General features: G+C 39.2%; 13 protein-coding genes. 6 read left to right on the plus strand and 7 right to left on the minus strand.

What is annotated here, in order from left to right; all coding sequences use genetic code 11:
• The first annotated feature begins 61 nt into the window (after positions 1-61).
• Positions 62-1267: an NAD(P)/FAD-dependent oxidoreductase gene (locus AACV01_RS17630; protein ID WP_060554965.1), complete on the plus strand. Its 1206-nt coding sequence runs from the start codon at positions 62-64 to the stop codon at positions 1265-1267.
• Positions 1268-1278: 11 nt separating this feature from the next.
• Here the strand turns inward: AACV01_RS17630 and AACV01_RS17635 are convergent, their stop codons facing one another.
• Positions 1279-1500 carry a hypothetical protein gene (locus AACV01_RS17635; protein WP_004249847.1) on the minus strand — a complete coding sequence of 74 codons (222 nt, stop codon included), beginning with the start codon at positions 1498-1500 and terminating at the stop codon, positions 1279-1281.
• 180 nt (positions 1501-1680) lie between these two features.
• Here AACV01_RS17635 and AACV01_RS17640 point away from each other — a divergent pair, with 180 nt between their 5' ends.
• Positions 1681-2382 (plus strand): pirin family protein, encoded by a 702-nt coding sequence (locus AACV01_RS17640; protein WP_049197418.1) that lies wholly within the window; start codon positions 1681-1683, stop codon positions 2380-2382.
• Between the two features lie 115 nt (positions 2383-2497).
• Here the strand turns inward: AACV01_RS17640 and pckA are convergent, their stop codons facing one another.
• The 4 genes from pckA to umoB form a co-directional block, all read right to left on the minus strand.
• Positions 2498-4117, minus strand: a complete 1620-nt coding sequence (gene pckA, locus AACV01_RS17645) for a phosphoenolpyruvate carboxykinase (ATP) (RefSeq protein WP_004246655.1) — start codon at positions 4115-4117, stop codon at positions 2498-2500.
• A gap of 204 nt (positions 4118-4321) precedes the next feature.
• A complete protein-coding gene (hslO, locus tag AACV01_RS17650; RefSeq protein WP_004246652.1) occupies positions 4322-5206 on the minus strand; it encodes an Hsp33 family molecular chaperone HslO in 885 nt (294 codons plus the stop codon).
• Positions 5207-5233: 27 nt separating this feature from the next.
• Positions 5234-5647, minus strand: a complete 414-nt coding sequence (hslR, locus tag AACV01_RS17655) for a ribosome-associated heat shock protein Hsp15 (RefSeq protein ID WP_004246651.1) — start codon at positions 5645-5647, stop codon at positions 5234-5236.
• A gap of 73 nt (positions 5648-5720) precedes the next feature.
• Positions 5721-7829 (minus strand): flagellar biogenesis regulator UmoB, encoded by a 2109-nt coding sequence (gene umoB, locus AACV01_RS17660; RefSeq protein ID WP_161682245.1) that lies wholly within the window; start codon positions 7827-7829, stop codon positions 5721-5723.
• 355 nt (positions 7830-8184) lie between these two features.
• On the opposite strand from umoB, the gene nudE reads away from it, so the two are divergent.
• A complete protein-coding gene (nudE, locus tag AACV01_RS17665) occupies positions 8185-8742 on the plus strand; it encodes an ADP compounds hydrolase NudE (RefSeq protein WP_004246647.1) in 558 nt (185 codons plus the stop codon).
• A gap of 89 nt (positions 8743-8831) precedes the next feature.
• On the opposite strand, the gene AACV01_RS17670 is transcribed toward nudE, so the two are convergent.
• Both AACV01_RS17670 and mrcA read right to left on the minus strand, forming a co-directional pair.
• Positions 8832-9635, minus strand: coding sequence for a MetQ/NlpA family ABC transporter substrate-binding protein (locus tag AACV01_RS17670; protein ID WP_020946459.1), 804 nt, complete (start codon positions 9633-9635; stop codon positions 8832-8834).
• Between the two features lie 333 nt (positions 9636-9968).
• Positions 9969-12503, minus strand: coding sequence for a peptidoglycan glycosyltransferase/peptidoglycan DD-transpeptidase MrcA (gene mrcA / locus AACV01_RS17675; protein WP_012368592.1), 2535 nt, complete (start codon positions 12501-12503; stop codon positions 9969-9971).
• A 116-nt stretch (positions 12504-12619) separates the two neighbouring features.
• Between mrcA and AACV01_RS17680 the strand changes: the two genes are divergently transcribed.
• Genes AACV01_RS17680 through AACV01_RS17690 form a run of 3 tightly spaced genes read left to right on the plus strand, consistent with a single transcriptional unit; the run spans position 12620 to position 14548 of the window.
• The gene (locus AACV01_RS17680) at positions 12620-13444 is read left to right on the plus strand and encodes a hypothetical protein (protein ID WP_012368593.1); all 825 of its coding nucleotides are present in this window, start codon (positions 12620-12622) and stop codon (positions 13442-13444) included.
• On the plus strand, positions 13432-14031 hold the full coding sequence (locus AACV01_RS17685) for a PilN domain-containing protein (RefSeq protein WP_161682247.1): 600 nt from the start codon (positions 13432-13434) through the stop codon (positions 14029-14031). Before AACV01_RS17680 ends, AACV01_RS17685 begins: the two co-directional genes overlap by 13 nt.
• Complete coding sequence (locus AACV01_RS17690; protein ID WP_004246640.1) at positions 14015-14548, plus strand: hypothetical protein; 534 nt, start codon at positions 14015-14017, stop codon at positions 14546-14548. The genes AACV01_RS17685 and AACV01_RS17690 overlap by 17 nt, the downstream gene beginning before the upstream one ends.
• The last annotated feature ends 1 nt before the right edge of the window (position 14549 follow it).

Below are 14549 nucleotides of genomic sequence, written 5' to 3' on the forward strand. Positions count from 1 at the left end.
CTGATTTTACACGAAGATCACTGATTAAGTAGTCAGAGACAACCAAGAACGAGACATCATTGTGGGATCATTCGATACAGTTATTATAGGTGCAGGGGCCGCTGGACTTTTTTGTGCCTCTTTAGCAGGACAAGCGGGATTATCTGTTTTAGTTTTAGATAATGGCAAAAAAGCCGGCAGAAAAATTTTAATGTCTGGTGGTGGACGTTGCAATTTTACCAATATGTATATCGAGCCATCAGCTTACTTATCCGATAATCCTCATTTTTGTAAGTCAGCACTTGCTCGCTATACACAATGGGATTTTATCGAGTTAGTACAAAAGCACCATATTGCTTACCACGAAAAGACATTAGGGCAATTATTTTGTGATGATTCTGCCCAGCAAATTGTTGATTTGTTACTCGCAGAATGCCATGAAGGAAAAGTAAGTATTCGCTTACGTAGTGAGGTGACTCAAATAGAGAAAACCGCCGAAGGCTTTACTCTTTTGGTAGGAGGGAAAACAATAACCGCCTCCTCTGTAGTGATTGCCAGCGGAGGACTTTCAATGCCCGGTTTAGGTGCCACCCCTTTTGGCTATAAAATTGCGCAACAATTTGGCCTTAATGTATTGCCCACTCGTGCAGGCTTAGTCCCTTTTACATTACACAAGCCACAACTTGAACAACTCAACCCGCTCTCTGGTGTGGCGATCCCTGCTATTGTCACCGCTGAAAATGGCACCCAATTTAAAGAGAATATTCTTTTTACTCATCGTGGGCTTTCCGGTCCTGCTATTTTGCAAATCTCTAGTTATTGGCATCCGGGAGAGAATGTGAGCATTAACTTACTTCCTGATACTGACTTGGAAAGCTATTTACAAGAAAAACGACAAGCACAGCCGAATCAATTATTAAAAAATACACTTTCTCGCCTACTACCGAAGCGTTTTATAGAGATAATGATTGAAAATAATCAACTACCTGATACCTCACTGGCTCAACTTAGCAATGAACGTATTACACAAATAACGACGTTGCTACAAGCATGGCTTGTTTTACCTAATGGCACAGAAGGTTATCGCACTGCAGAAGTCACCCTAGGTGGTGTTGATACCCGTAACCTCTCCTCTAAAACGATGGAAGCAACAAAGATAACAGGTCTCTATTTTATTGGTGAAGTGGTTGATGTCACAGGTTGGTTAGGAGGATATAACTTCCAATGGGCATGGAGCTCTGCTTATGCCTGTGCCCAAGCATTGATCTCTCGACACATGACTAAGTAGGCGCGTTATTTTTATAAATAACCACACAAAGTATAGGCTAACTTATTGGTTATAATGATTTTTTTAAAAACAAAATAAAATAACTCGTTAATCAGTGAGTTAACGAAATTGGCATTATTTTTTTCTGTTTTGATTAAAAAAAACACTTTACAAATGATAGTGAGAACTATTATCATTAAATCACTTTCAGATGCACCACCTTCAGGGTCATATGAAAGAACGACATTGCTCACATTGCTTCCAGTGTTTTACTTTAGCCAGCCGGGTGCTGGCTTTTTCTTTTCTAGCGTTTGTTCGATTGTTTTATTTTTTCTTATTCAAATTATTTGGATCCTCAGATTAAATTCCTCCGCTTTTTTACTTAGCTTAATTGCGTAAACTGTGTTCAACAACTTCAGAGAAGGAAACACATTATGATTTATTTACGCAAAGCAAATGAAAGAGGCCACGCTAATCATGGTTGGCTAGATAGCTGGCATACCTTCTCTTTCGCAAGCTATTACGATGCTAACTTTATGGGATTTTCCGCCTTACGCGTCATTAATGAAGATAGAGTGATGCCCGGTGAGGGTTTTGGTACCCATCCTCATAAAGATATGGAAATTTTAACCTATGTGCTTGAAGGTAATATTGAGCATAAAGATAGTATGGGTAATAAAGAAAATGTACCCGCCGGTGAATTTCAAATAATGAGCGCAGGTACAGGTATCACTCATTCCGAGTACAACCCAAATAGTGATAAAGGCCTGCATTTTTATCAAATTTGGATCATGCCTGATACCACCGGTATTACACCACGTTACGATCAACGTCGTTTTAATACCACAGAGAGTAAACAGCTTATTTTGTCACCAGATGCACGTGATGGCTCGTTAAAAGTGTTCCAAGATATGACGCTGTGGCGTTGGAACCTAAAAAAAGGAGAAGAGGCACAATATCAGCCAGAAGCAGGAAGAAATATTTGGTTGCAAGTCGTTAAAGGAAAGATAGTAATTAATGACATTATTGCGACCACCAGTGATGGCATCGCCATCGCGAATGAAGATATTATCTATTTCGTTGGTGATGAAGACAGTGAAGTCTTGCTGTTTGACTTACCTCCTGTAACAGCATAGTTGGGCTACCAACCTAAAGCCACTTTTTCTCAAACAATTTATTTCACTTTGTTTTCTTGTTAACTCCCTGAGATGTCTTTCATCTCAGGGAATTTTTTATCAATAAAACCAATAACTAGCGTTTAGGGCCCACTTTTGTTAACGCTTGCCCTACTGGCGTATCAGTATATTTATCAAAGTTTTTCACAAAGCGATCAGCAAGATCGTCCGCTTTAACATCCCATTGTGCTTTATCCGCATAGGTGTCTCGAGGATCTAAAATTTCGCTATTAACGCCAGGAAGCGCTGTTGGAATCGCCAAATTAAATACAGGCAGAGTTTGAGTCTCCGCTTTATCAATATCACCATTTAAAATGGCATCAATTATCGCTCGAGTATCTTTAATTGAAATACGTTTGCCCGTACCATTCCAGCCCGTATTCACTAAGTAAGCTTGTGCTCCGCAAGCCTGCATACGTTTTACTAACACTTGAGCATATTGTGTTGGATGGAGTGATAAAAATGCTGCCCCAAAACACGCAGAGAACGTCGGTGTTGGCTCTGTCACACCACGCTCTGTTCCAGCAAGTTTCGCAGTAAAGCCTGATAAGAAGTGATATTGAGTTTGCTCGGGTGTTAAACGAGCAACCGGAGGTAGCACCCCAAAGGCATCGGCAGTTAAGAAAATAACTTTTTTAGCATGACCCGCTTTCGATACCGGTTTGACAATATTATCAATATGATAGATTGGATAAGATACACGGGTATTTTCTGTTTTTGAGCCGTCATCAAAATCAACACTACCATCTGCTAATACCACGACATTTTCTAATAAGGCATCACGTTTAATGGCACCGTAAATATCTGGCTCAGCTTCTTTTGATAGATGGATAGTTTTAGCGTAACAACCTCCTTCAAAGTTGAATACACCATCATCATCCCAGCCATGTTCATCATCACCAATCAGTTTACGCTTAGGATCTGTTGATAATGTCGTTTTACCTGTCCCTGACAAACCAAAGAAAATGGCTACATCACCACTTTCGCCAACGTTTGCCGAACAGTGCATAGAAGCAATACCTTTTAATGGCAGGAAGTAGTTCATCATAGAGAACATACCTTTTTTCATCTCTCCGCCATACCAAGTACCACCAATTAACTGAATGCGTTCAGTTAAGTTGAAAGCAACGAAATTTTCAGAGTTTAATCCCTGCGCTTTCCAATTTGGATTGGTACATTTAGCACCGTTCATCACAATAAAGTCAGGTGTAAAATTTTCTAACTCTTCTTGCGTAGGGCGAATAAACATATTCTTAACAAAATGCGCCTGCCAAGCCACTTCGGTGATAAAACGCACTTTTAATCGCGTATCTGCATTAGCACCACAAAAGGCATCAACGACAAACAAACGTTTGCCTGATAGCTGCTCAGTAACTAATGATTTTAAATCAGCCCATACTTGCGGTGAGAGTGGTTTATTATCATTTTTACCTTTGCCCTGATCAGCCCACCACACAGTATCACGAGTAACATCATCACGAACAATGTATTTATCTTTCGGAGAACGTCCAGTAAAAATCCCCGTATCAACAGCAATAGCGCCTAACGAGGTTAATGTACCTTTCTCATAACCTGTTAATCCTGGCTTAGTTTCTTCTTCAAATAATAAGTCATAGCTAGGGTTATAAATGACTTCACTAATGTCATGAATACCGTACTGCTCTAGATCCTTAGGGGTAAGACCTTTAACGTTCATAGTTTTGCTCCTGATAAATAGGCTTTTCTATGAGCATTATTAAGGTGTTACAACTAATTAACAGCGATTGTTATCAATATTTTGAAAATTTATATTTTTTTTATGTTAATAACGAGAACTAATGCACAAATCTACAGAAAAATTGTTGAATAAAAAAGGACGCAAAATAGCGTCCTTTAGGGTGATTTACGTTGCTAAATCGAATCAGTGCAAATTAGAGCTAGATAATTTATTGATATTATTAATATCTTCTTCAGTGAAGATATAATGAGCACCGCAATATTCACACTCCATATCAATTTTACCCTGTTCTTGTAACAGATGAGCTACATCTTCTTTAGATAATGTTACTAATGTATCTTCACAACGTTTACGAGAGCACGTGCAATGGAATGCTATCGGTTGTGGATCATATAATGTCACATCTTCTTCATGATATAAGCGATGTAAAATCTCTTTAGTATCAAGTGTAAACAGCTCTTGAGCTTTAATGGTGTGCGTAAGTTGTGTTAATAGCTCAAAGTGTTCTGCTGTCTCATCAGCACTATGTTCTGCACTCGCAGGTAAGGCTTGTAATAACATACCTGCACCCGCCGCTTTTCCATCTTGCAGACCTGTGCGGATAAAGACACGGGTAGGTAACTGCTCTGATTGATTAAAGTAGTTATCAATACAAGCTTCTATCGTTTCACCATCCAACGCTACAATACCTTGGTAACGCTCACCTTTTTTAGGTGTGATGGTAATAACCATAAAGCCATTGCCCATCATCTCTTTTAAGCTGCTACCGGCTTTAACATCATCACTAAAACGTGCAACACCGCGCATCTGTTGTTCATTATTGCCGTTAATAACCACTAATCGTACTGGGCCATCACCTTGTAATTGAACGGTAATATCACCATCAAATTTCAGCGTAGCTGTTAACAAACTTGTCGCGACCAATAAATCACCTAACAGGTGTTGAACTGGCTCAGGATAATGATGATTTTCAAGTATTGATTGATAGGTTTCCGTTACGGTAACTAATTCACCACGTACCGCGCTTTTTTCAAATAAAAAGCGTGATAAAGCGTCTTTTTTAGACATAATCTTCTCTCATTGCTGGGGAGCGGTTTAATCCGATCCTGGTAAATTTGTCTGTTTCAAGCGAAGTAAGGTGCGTCTTTCCTTTTTATCAGGTCGACGTTCGGGATGAGGCATCGTTAACGCATTCATTTTTCTTGCTAGAGCGATTTTTTCTCTCTTGGCAATACTCTCTGGTGTTTCACAATAGAGCAGTTGTGCTTGGGCCGCCCCTAGGCGCTGTGCACTCACCATTAAGACTGTAACTGTCCGTTCATCATTACCTTGTCGTAAGCGTATTTCAGCCCCAACTTCAACATTTTTACTTGGCTTGCCTCGCACACCATTGTAATGGACTTTACCCCCTTCAATCATAGTGCGAGCAATGGCACGCGTTTTATAAAAACGTGCAGCCCAAAGCCATTTATCTAAACGGACAGCGCTTTCTTGCGATGGTTGACTCATCCCTTTCTCTCCTTAACTTCAACTTCTTCATGAAGGCGATAGAGTAAACACATTGCCTTCCACAACAAGGAACTTACTGAGGAGGGCGATAAAAACAGTGCTCGTAATATTGACTGATTTTATGCATGCGTTGATTATTTTGTCGCCGGCGCCGGATGATAAAAAATAAATTCAGGATCAAAAATCCAATAGCGAAGAATAATAATAACGTATTACCGATATAATATAACAGGGTCATTGAGTCAGGCATGCTATGCAAAAAGATTTGTAACGTGCCATTCGCATCAATTACCATCCCCGTTATTACACCTCCAGTATTAAAAGGTGTGTGTAATAAAATATCAGATAATCGCTGTAATTCTCGCCATTGCTCTAATGGTGTAGGTTCAAATACAGAATTGGTATTTGAAGCATAATCAACGAGCTGTTTTCTTTCATCACTGATTAAAAGCACACCACCCGGTGGTGGACTATTTAACAGTATTGCGGCCTTATCTATTTCTCGGTAGATAAAAGATGATGTGGTGGTGTCAACGAGCTTTTCCAAGGCCTCAGCGCTAACAGCACGTAATAAAACATTGGTTCCTGTTAATTTGCCACTTTCTGCACGTTGAACTAATGATGGCCAATCATTGACATTACTTAGGTTTACCAAGGCCATTTTAAGCCGAATACATTCATTTTCTCTCGGGCATAAATCTTGTGTTTTCAAAATAATGCCATCAAAATTATCCAAAAGATTCATGCCAGATTTAGTAATAGCTTGACCTAAGCTTGGGTTTACACGGTTGTTAGAAACGGGGTGTAGCTGCTCTTCAACCAAATATAATAATGCTGCCGCTTTTTCAATCGTACTAGACTCAGGCATTGGCATTGGGTTGCTGTTGTTCCAATAAATGCCCGAACAATCAAAAGGTGCAAATATTGTTTTATTATTCTTACTGGAAAGGTTTGGAGGCATATAACACATTCCGACACCTTTGGCCTGAATAATATCCCCTACATGCAACTTGGCCGTTTCTAACTCCGTAAAGTTAGTCACTAAATGAGGTTCACTCTCTTTTATCCATGAAAAAGTTAACTTCATTGATAATGATAACGGTTGATAGAGATACAGCATACCTATAATAAATAGGCTACAAACAACAAAGATAATATTTTTAATGTAACGCTTATACGGATAGTTTTTTTCTTCATCATGCAATGATAAATAAGGCCCTTGCTTGATAACATGATGATTAGGATACATTTCTAAATAGGTCACCTTATCAATATCATTTTGAATATAAGGTTCCCAATGTGGAGGATAAACTAAATCAATTCCCCCCAACGAAATATTTTTTACCTGCCCATGATCAAAATTACCAAACAGTCCCCAGCGTTTTAAACGCCCTTTAAAACAGTGTACTTCTTGTTTTCGTGATTTGATGATGGGTCGATAAATAAGAAACAAGCCTAAAACAAGAAAAGTCCCTCCCGCAGCCATTATCCAAGGGAGAAAGACTTGTGGCATCATTAATGCCGTTAACCATAAGATTAACCCTAAGCAAATTAACGAACCATTCCAAAAACCTGAAGAATGATGTAACCGATACTCTTCGTTGGTTTCTTGGCGAATATGTAATAAATGCGCCGCATCACCTTCATTTTTCTGGATAGTGGAAGTGCCATTTGACAGTATGGGTTCAGAAAGTTGTTTTAAACTTAACGCAGAAAAATGTGACTTTTCATCTTTAAGAAAATGGCCATTCACACCAATGACAATGGGGATAGAAGGAGTACAAACGATATCGAGGACATTTTCTTGTTGCAGATAAGGCACCAGTAATGGAGGAATATGGATCTCTACCGCATCAATGTAATAGCGCCAATGATTGAGCCCCTCTGATGATCCCGCAAACCGATTAACAATATTACGCAGTGTCGTAACGACTTCACCTTTAGTGGGTATTTCAGGAAAGTTTTGTAACGAATACCCAGCAGAAAACTTAGAGGTGCCAAAATAGGACAAATAGTCACTAATTACCCCATAATCATCTTGTGTTAGTTTACGGTAAGTCGGTTTGGCGAGGGAGGGAAGATGATATGAGCCATCAAGCCGCCTTCTTTTAAAGAATAGAAAGGCGGCCATTATAAATAGGCTAATCATGAAGATAGCCAATATAATGACTGATAATCTCATTTTTTCCCCATACTCATGCTGGTGTTGCTTAGTAACAATAACAAATTTGAAATGCCACCTAACATAAGGCAATTCCTATTCTTTAGTTCTATTTTTTTATTAAAATACAATGAATTATATTTGTGTTGTTGCGTTATAATTTATATATATTATCAATTTTATATCCGCCAACCATGCCATTTTCAGATAAAATAGCGCATCAATAAATAATAATACTCCCAAAAAATCAATCAATAACTGGGTTTAGTAGCGGAGTGTACTCAATTTTCACTAAAAAGCTAAATCTAATTGTTGGATTTATTTTATCATTAATGTGTTAAATTCAGGTTAATCTCTATTCCTATCAGGGGCTGTTATGAAAGAACTAAAAAAACCGAATATACTCAATATTGATAACATTGCCCGTTCTCGGTTATTTCAGATCCAATCCGTTAATCTGGAATTTAGCAACGGCGAAAAACGTATTTATGAACGAATGAAACCCGCTAACCGGGAAGCGGTAATGATAGTCCCTATCATCAATGATGACCTGATCCTTATTCGTGAATATGCTGTTGGCATCGAAAATTATGACTTTGGTTTTCCCAAAGGGGCTATTGATGCAGGTGAAACCCCTTTACAAGCGGCCAATCGTGAATTAAAAGAAGAAATCGGCTATGGTGCCGGCTCTTTAACCGAAATAGCCAAACTGTCTATGGCGCCTTCTTATTTTTCCAGCAAAATGAACATTGTTATTGCTCAAGATCTCTATCCTGAACAATTAGAAGGCGATGAGCCTGAGCCGTTAGTTCAAATACGCTGGCCTATCGCCAAAATGATGGACTTATTAGATCATCCCGACTTTACCGAAGCTCGTAATGTCAGTGCACTCTTTTTAGCACAACGTTATTTGCAACAAGTTTGTCCAAAATAATAATTGGCTCGCGATATCCAGATAAAATTAAGGCCACCAAATAGGGAGGCCTTGATATCTATCGTCTCTTTTTATTAGAAAATAGCGCGTTACCAGGCTTTCACCGCATCACCTTTATAAACTTCTTGCGCTTTTTGCAAAATTTCATCACTTTGGAAAACCGCGACGAGTTTTTTTAATCGTTCGTTATCTTTGTCTGTGGCTCTGGCAACAATCAAATTAACATAAGGAGAGTCGGTATTTTCCATAAATAAACCATCTCGTTTGGCTAATAGCCCCACTTGTGAAGAGAAGTTATTATTGATGATGGAAAGGTAAATATTAGGATCACTTAACGTACGAGTCAGTTGTGGTGTATCAATTTCTGCAAATTTAAGTTTCTTAGGGTTTTCAATAATATCAAGTGTCGTTGGTAAATACCCCACCCCTTCTTTTAATTTAATTAATCCTTGAGCCTGCAGTAATAATAAACTACGACCTAGGGTGGTTGCTTCATTAGAAATGGCGACGGTAGCACCATCAGGAAGCGCCTCTATGGTTTTGATTTTATTTGAATAAGCTGCAATAGGAAAAATAAACGTTTTACCTATGATTTCAAATTGATAACCACGCTCTTTGCTTTGAGCTTCGTAGTAAGGTACGGTTTGGAACGCATTCACATCAACATCATTATTACGCAAAGCTTCATTAGGTAATACGTAGTCATTAAAGGTGATCACCTTGATATCTAATCCCTGCTTTTCTTTTGCCAGCTTAACAACTTCATCCCAAATTTGCTGATCTGGTCCTGTATTAATTGCCACTTTTAACGGTTTGTCACCTTCATCTGGTGAGCAAGCGGTTAAAACCAATGAAGTACAGGCCAAAAGCACCACTAATAATAATTTTCTCATCTTCTCTCCAATAATCGACCATGTCACTCTTATTATTTATAACTTATTGTTATTATTAAGTTTAATGTTTTTATTATGCTATCAAGGGGACTACTTATACTATATACCAACATATATTTAGACATCTAGACGTTTAGATAGTTATTTATAACGGGAAAGAGTGGAGAGATCAAAATAGATTTACACACAAAACATGAAATATTTTCATGTTGGAAGATGAGATGTATCTATATCTATTTATTAGATAACAAAAAGCGGGAAAAACAATCTGTTATCCCGCTTTAGTTATTCGTTAGATCGCTATTTAATCTAACTTTTTATTCATTATATTAATCAAAATAGCTCGTTAGATTCGCCATTATCCTCAAAGATCCGTGTACCCACTTCACTTTTTGCTTTTTCTGTTGGCTGAGTGCCTTCAATAAAATACTCTTTCATTGATGGTCCATCTCCCGCCAACTTACCGGTATTGCGATCGATTTGAACAGCAACAACGCCTTTTGGCATCGGCATCATTTGTACAGGAACACCTTCTAAAGCAACTTTCATAAAGTCATTCCAAATAGGTTGTGCCGTTTTGGCACCCGCTTCACCACCCGTTGCGGCAGTTCGCCCTAAATTGCGACTACTATCATCAAAACCAATCCATGCAGTCGCCACAATATTAGCACCATATCCAGAGAACCAAGCATCTTTAGAGCTATTGGTCGTTCCTGTCTTACCACCGATATCTTGACGTTTTAAATCTCGCAATGCACGCCATCCTGTACCAGACCATCCCGGCTCACCAACGAGATTGGTTCTTAACGCATCATGCATTAGAAACGCCAGTGGCGTACTTATCACATGAGGAGCATATGGGCTTTCTTTGACTGTTTCAGCAAGAGGTGCTTGCTCTAACTCAATATCAGGCGCCGTTTCTGCCGGTTGCGCTTGCTGAGATTGTGCGACGTTTTCCATATAATCATCAGATAATGCAATAGAGCGCGTAGTATCACCATAAATCACGGGGATATCGGTACATTCAGGACAAGCGACTTTCGGCTCAGCAGTAAAGATCACTTCACCATCAGCATTTTCAATACGCTGAATAAAATATGGCTCAATGAGATACCCACCATTTGCCATTACCGCAAAACCTCGAGCCATTTGCATTGGTGTAAATGAAGGTGAGCCTAAAGCTAATGACTCTGTTCTATCTATATTTTGATTAGGAAAACCAAAACGCAATAGATAATCTGCAGCGTAATCAACCCCCATCGCCCGCATAGCGCGCACCATAACTACGTTTTTAGATTGACCTAAACCTTGACGTAAACGAATAGGCCCTGCGTAAGTAGGTGGTGAGTTTTTAGGGCGCCAATCAGTTCCAGCTCCCGCATCCCAACGACTAATAGGTAAGTCATTTAGTAATGTCGATAATGTTAACCCTTTATCTAATGCTGCCGCATATAAGAAAGGTTTGATATTTGAACCAACTTGACGTAACGATTGAGATACGCGATTAAACTTACTCAATTCAAAATCAAAACCTCCCACCAGCGCAATAATACCGCCATTAAGTGGATCTAATGCGACAAAAGCTGCATTAACCTCAGGAAGCTGTGCTAATAACCAATCGTTTTCACTATTTTGTCGTACCCAAATTTGCTCACCAGCATGTACAACAGCATCAACTTTGCTCGGCGTGGCCCCTTGGGCCGTATCAGAAATAAATTTACGCGCCCAACGAACCGCTTTTAAATCGAGTGTTATTTTATCACCATTTTTTAATACCACCTGAGCTTCTTTAGCATCAGCGGATAACACAACAGCGGGGATTAATGGGCCATAAGTCTGTATACCCTTTAGCTTATCGTTAATGGCTTTATCATCCCAAGGAGTTTGCCCTGCATGCCACAGCACCTCTTGAGCACCGCGATAGCCATGGCGCATATCATAATCAATAACATTATTACGTAACGCTTGTTCAGCGGCTAATTGATCTTTACGGATCACTGTAGTGTAAATTTTATAACCATCCGTATAGGCATTTTCGCCATAGCGCTGATACATCTCCATTCTGACCATTTCAGTCAAATAAGGCGCTGAAAAATCAATTTGTGGGGCGTGATATTTAGCCACAATGGGCTCAGCTTTAGCACTGTCATACTCTTCGCGGGTAATATAGTTCTCTTCCAACATGCGTTGTAACACTAAATTACGGCGTTTTAAGGCACGATCATACGAATAAAGTGGGTTTAGTGTCGAAGGGGCTTTAGGTAAACCTGCAATAACAGCCATCTCACTTAAGCTAAGATCATGCACACTTTTACCAAAGTAAACATATGCAGCAGCACCCACACCATAAGCGCGATTTCCTAGATAAATTTTATTGAGATAAAGTGCCAAGATCTCATCTTTAGTAAGCTCTTTCTCAATACGGATAGCCAAAAAGGCTTCTTTGATTTTACGCATTAATTTCTTCTCAGGTGTTAAGAAGAAATTACGCGCTAATTGTTGCGTGATGGTACTGGCACCTTGCGATGCTTGCCCCGATGTTAACGCAACAACAACAGCACGAGAGATGCCAATAGGGTCAATACCATGATGTTCACGAAAACGCGTATCTTCAGTGGCAATAAAGGCATTAATTAATTGCGGAGGCATCTCCTGCAAGGTAAGAGGCAAACGACGTTTTTCGCCATATTGCGCCATTAACTCTCCGTCTGCGCTAAAGACCTGCATAGGAGTTTGTAAACGAACATCTTTTAATGTCGCGACATCGGGTAGTTGAGGCTCGACATATTTATACATGCCATATATCGAGGCTGCTCCCAAAATTATGCAAGCAAAAACGAAGATGAAAAAATATTTTAAGAACTTCACCTTAAATTTCCCATGTAATGTGAATTGGGCAGTTTATAAACAAACAGTGCGTAGTATAAAGGTAACGCCTCTTGGAAAATAGGCTATTACACATTCAATAGATATGGATATCATTTATGAAAACAGATAATTATCAGATTGGTATTGAAATTAATATCAATCATATCAATGCCGTTTTAGTATTTCAGCAAAATAAGCAATGGAAGATCAATGCATTTTGGCAATTCCCTTTACCTCTTAATGATAATATAGATGATATAAATTTAAGAACTATCTTAAAACGATGGCAACAATCTCTACCGCCAATCAACCGTGTTGCACTGGCATTACCCGATACAGTGGCAAGTTATCATACCATTGCCTTATCTAACCTGATTTCCCTGACACCTGCAGCCTATTATCGATTAGCGCAACTCCGAGCCACTTCTCATCAACAAGTCACCAAACAAGCGGTACAATTCGATTATCGGCAACATAACCAACATCTCGCCATCCATTTACATAACAAGACACTGATAGAGACTTATATTGCCTTATTCGCCAAAATAAACTTAACCATCACTGCGATTGATATTCCAGCTTGTGCGTTGCGTTATGTTGCCACACATCTCAACATATCGCCTCATAGCATATTAATTTTTTGTCAAAATAATCAAATGCTTTGGGTTTGTGCAGATAAAGAGATGCCCCATTACGGTACTCTTTCTTATCAAGACCACCAAGAGCAAGAAAAACAATTACAGCAATTACTCATCAAGCATCATTGGCCACAGGAGCAATGTTATTTCTCAGGTGACAATGCAGAATACTTTCGCCAACAAATGCCTATTTGGCCAACCCAAAAAGAGCGGCTATTTATGTCTATACCGCCCAAAAAGACGCTACCTCTAATTGCCATTGGTTTAGCTTTGCGTCCTTGGGAGACAGCATGTATCAAATAAATTTTCTTCCTTGGCGTCAAGCCTTATATCGACATCAAGCACAACGGTGGCTTTATTGGAGCATGATACTCGTTGTTATTACATTCAGTGCTTGTGGTTACTACGCTTATTATTTAGTACAACAAGTAAAAACACTCTCACTTTTACAATCACAATATCAAAAACGTGAGTACTCACTACAAAAGCAATATCACAATGACCAACATGAACAGAAAATCACCCGCTTATATCAACAGCGTTATTGGCATTATTATCAACATTGGCTTCACTATTTAAGTTACCTCGCTTTCTTTCAAGCACTAGAAACACTGCTCCCTATGGAAGGTTATATCGTGCAGTTTTCTGAAAATGATGCAACATTTTCGCTTCAAGTGAGGCTCCCTTGTGCGCAAACACTTACTTTTATATCTAAAGTTAACCAACACCCCAGCCTAACATCATTAACACTCTCCTCTTTTCAACAGAGCAAACAAGATCCCCGTTACAGCGAAATAAGGTTTTCTGGTAAGTGGCAGAGTTGGCAATATCAAGTATCTCAACATAGACATAGCGAACAGGATGTCGATAACAATGAAAATAAAGACTAATTGGGTAATTTATTTCGCCCTTTTACCTTTTTGGCAAAAGGCACTCTTAAGTTTAGCCCCTTCTATAATAGTGAGTTTGTTATGTTATCTATTCAGCTTTTCGGGCTATCAGCAGGACATAACCGCGCAACAACAGCTTATTAGCCAACACCAAACGCAGATACAACAACTGCAGTCGATATTGCATTCGTCTCCTGCTATAGCCTTATTAAAAGCGTTACAACATGACTATAAACTTCCACCACAAACAGGCTCAGCCTATCAGCGTTTACAACAGATAATCGATAACCATCACTTGATACCTCATAGTTGGCAACATAGTGTCGATAATAGTTTTAAGCTACGTTTTTCACTCTCTTACTCACAATTACTAACGTTATTAGCGCATCTACATCAAGCAGGTTGCGCTCTTTCTGCACTGCTCATTTCGCCTATCCCCCCTGATTTACTCTCAGTTGAATTGAATTTAGTCGACATAACGACACCAAATGTTCTAGCGCCTTTGAAGTCAGAGTGAA

Origin of the sequence: Proteus sp. G2609, assembly GCF_963896135.1 — a bacterium.
Taxonomy (GTDB): domain Bacteria; phylum Pseudomonadota; class Gammaproteobacteria; order Enterobacterales; family Enterobacteriaceae; genus Proteus; species Proteus mirabilis.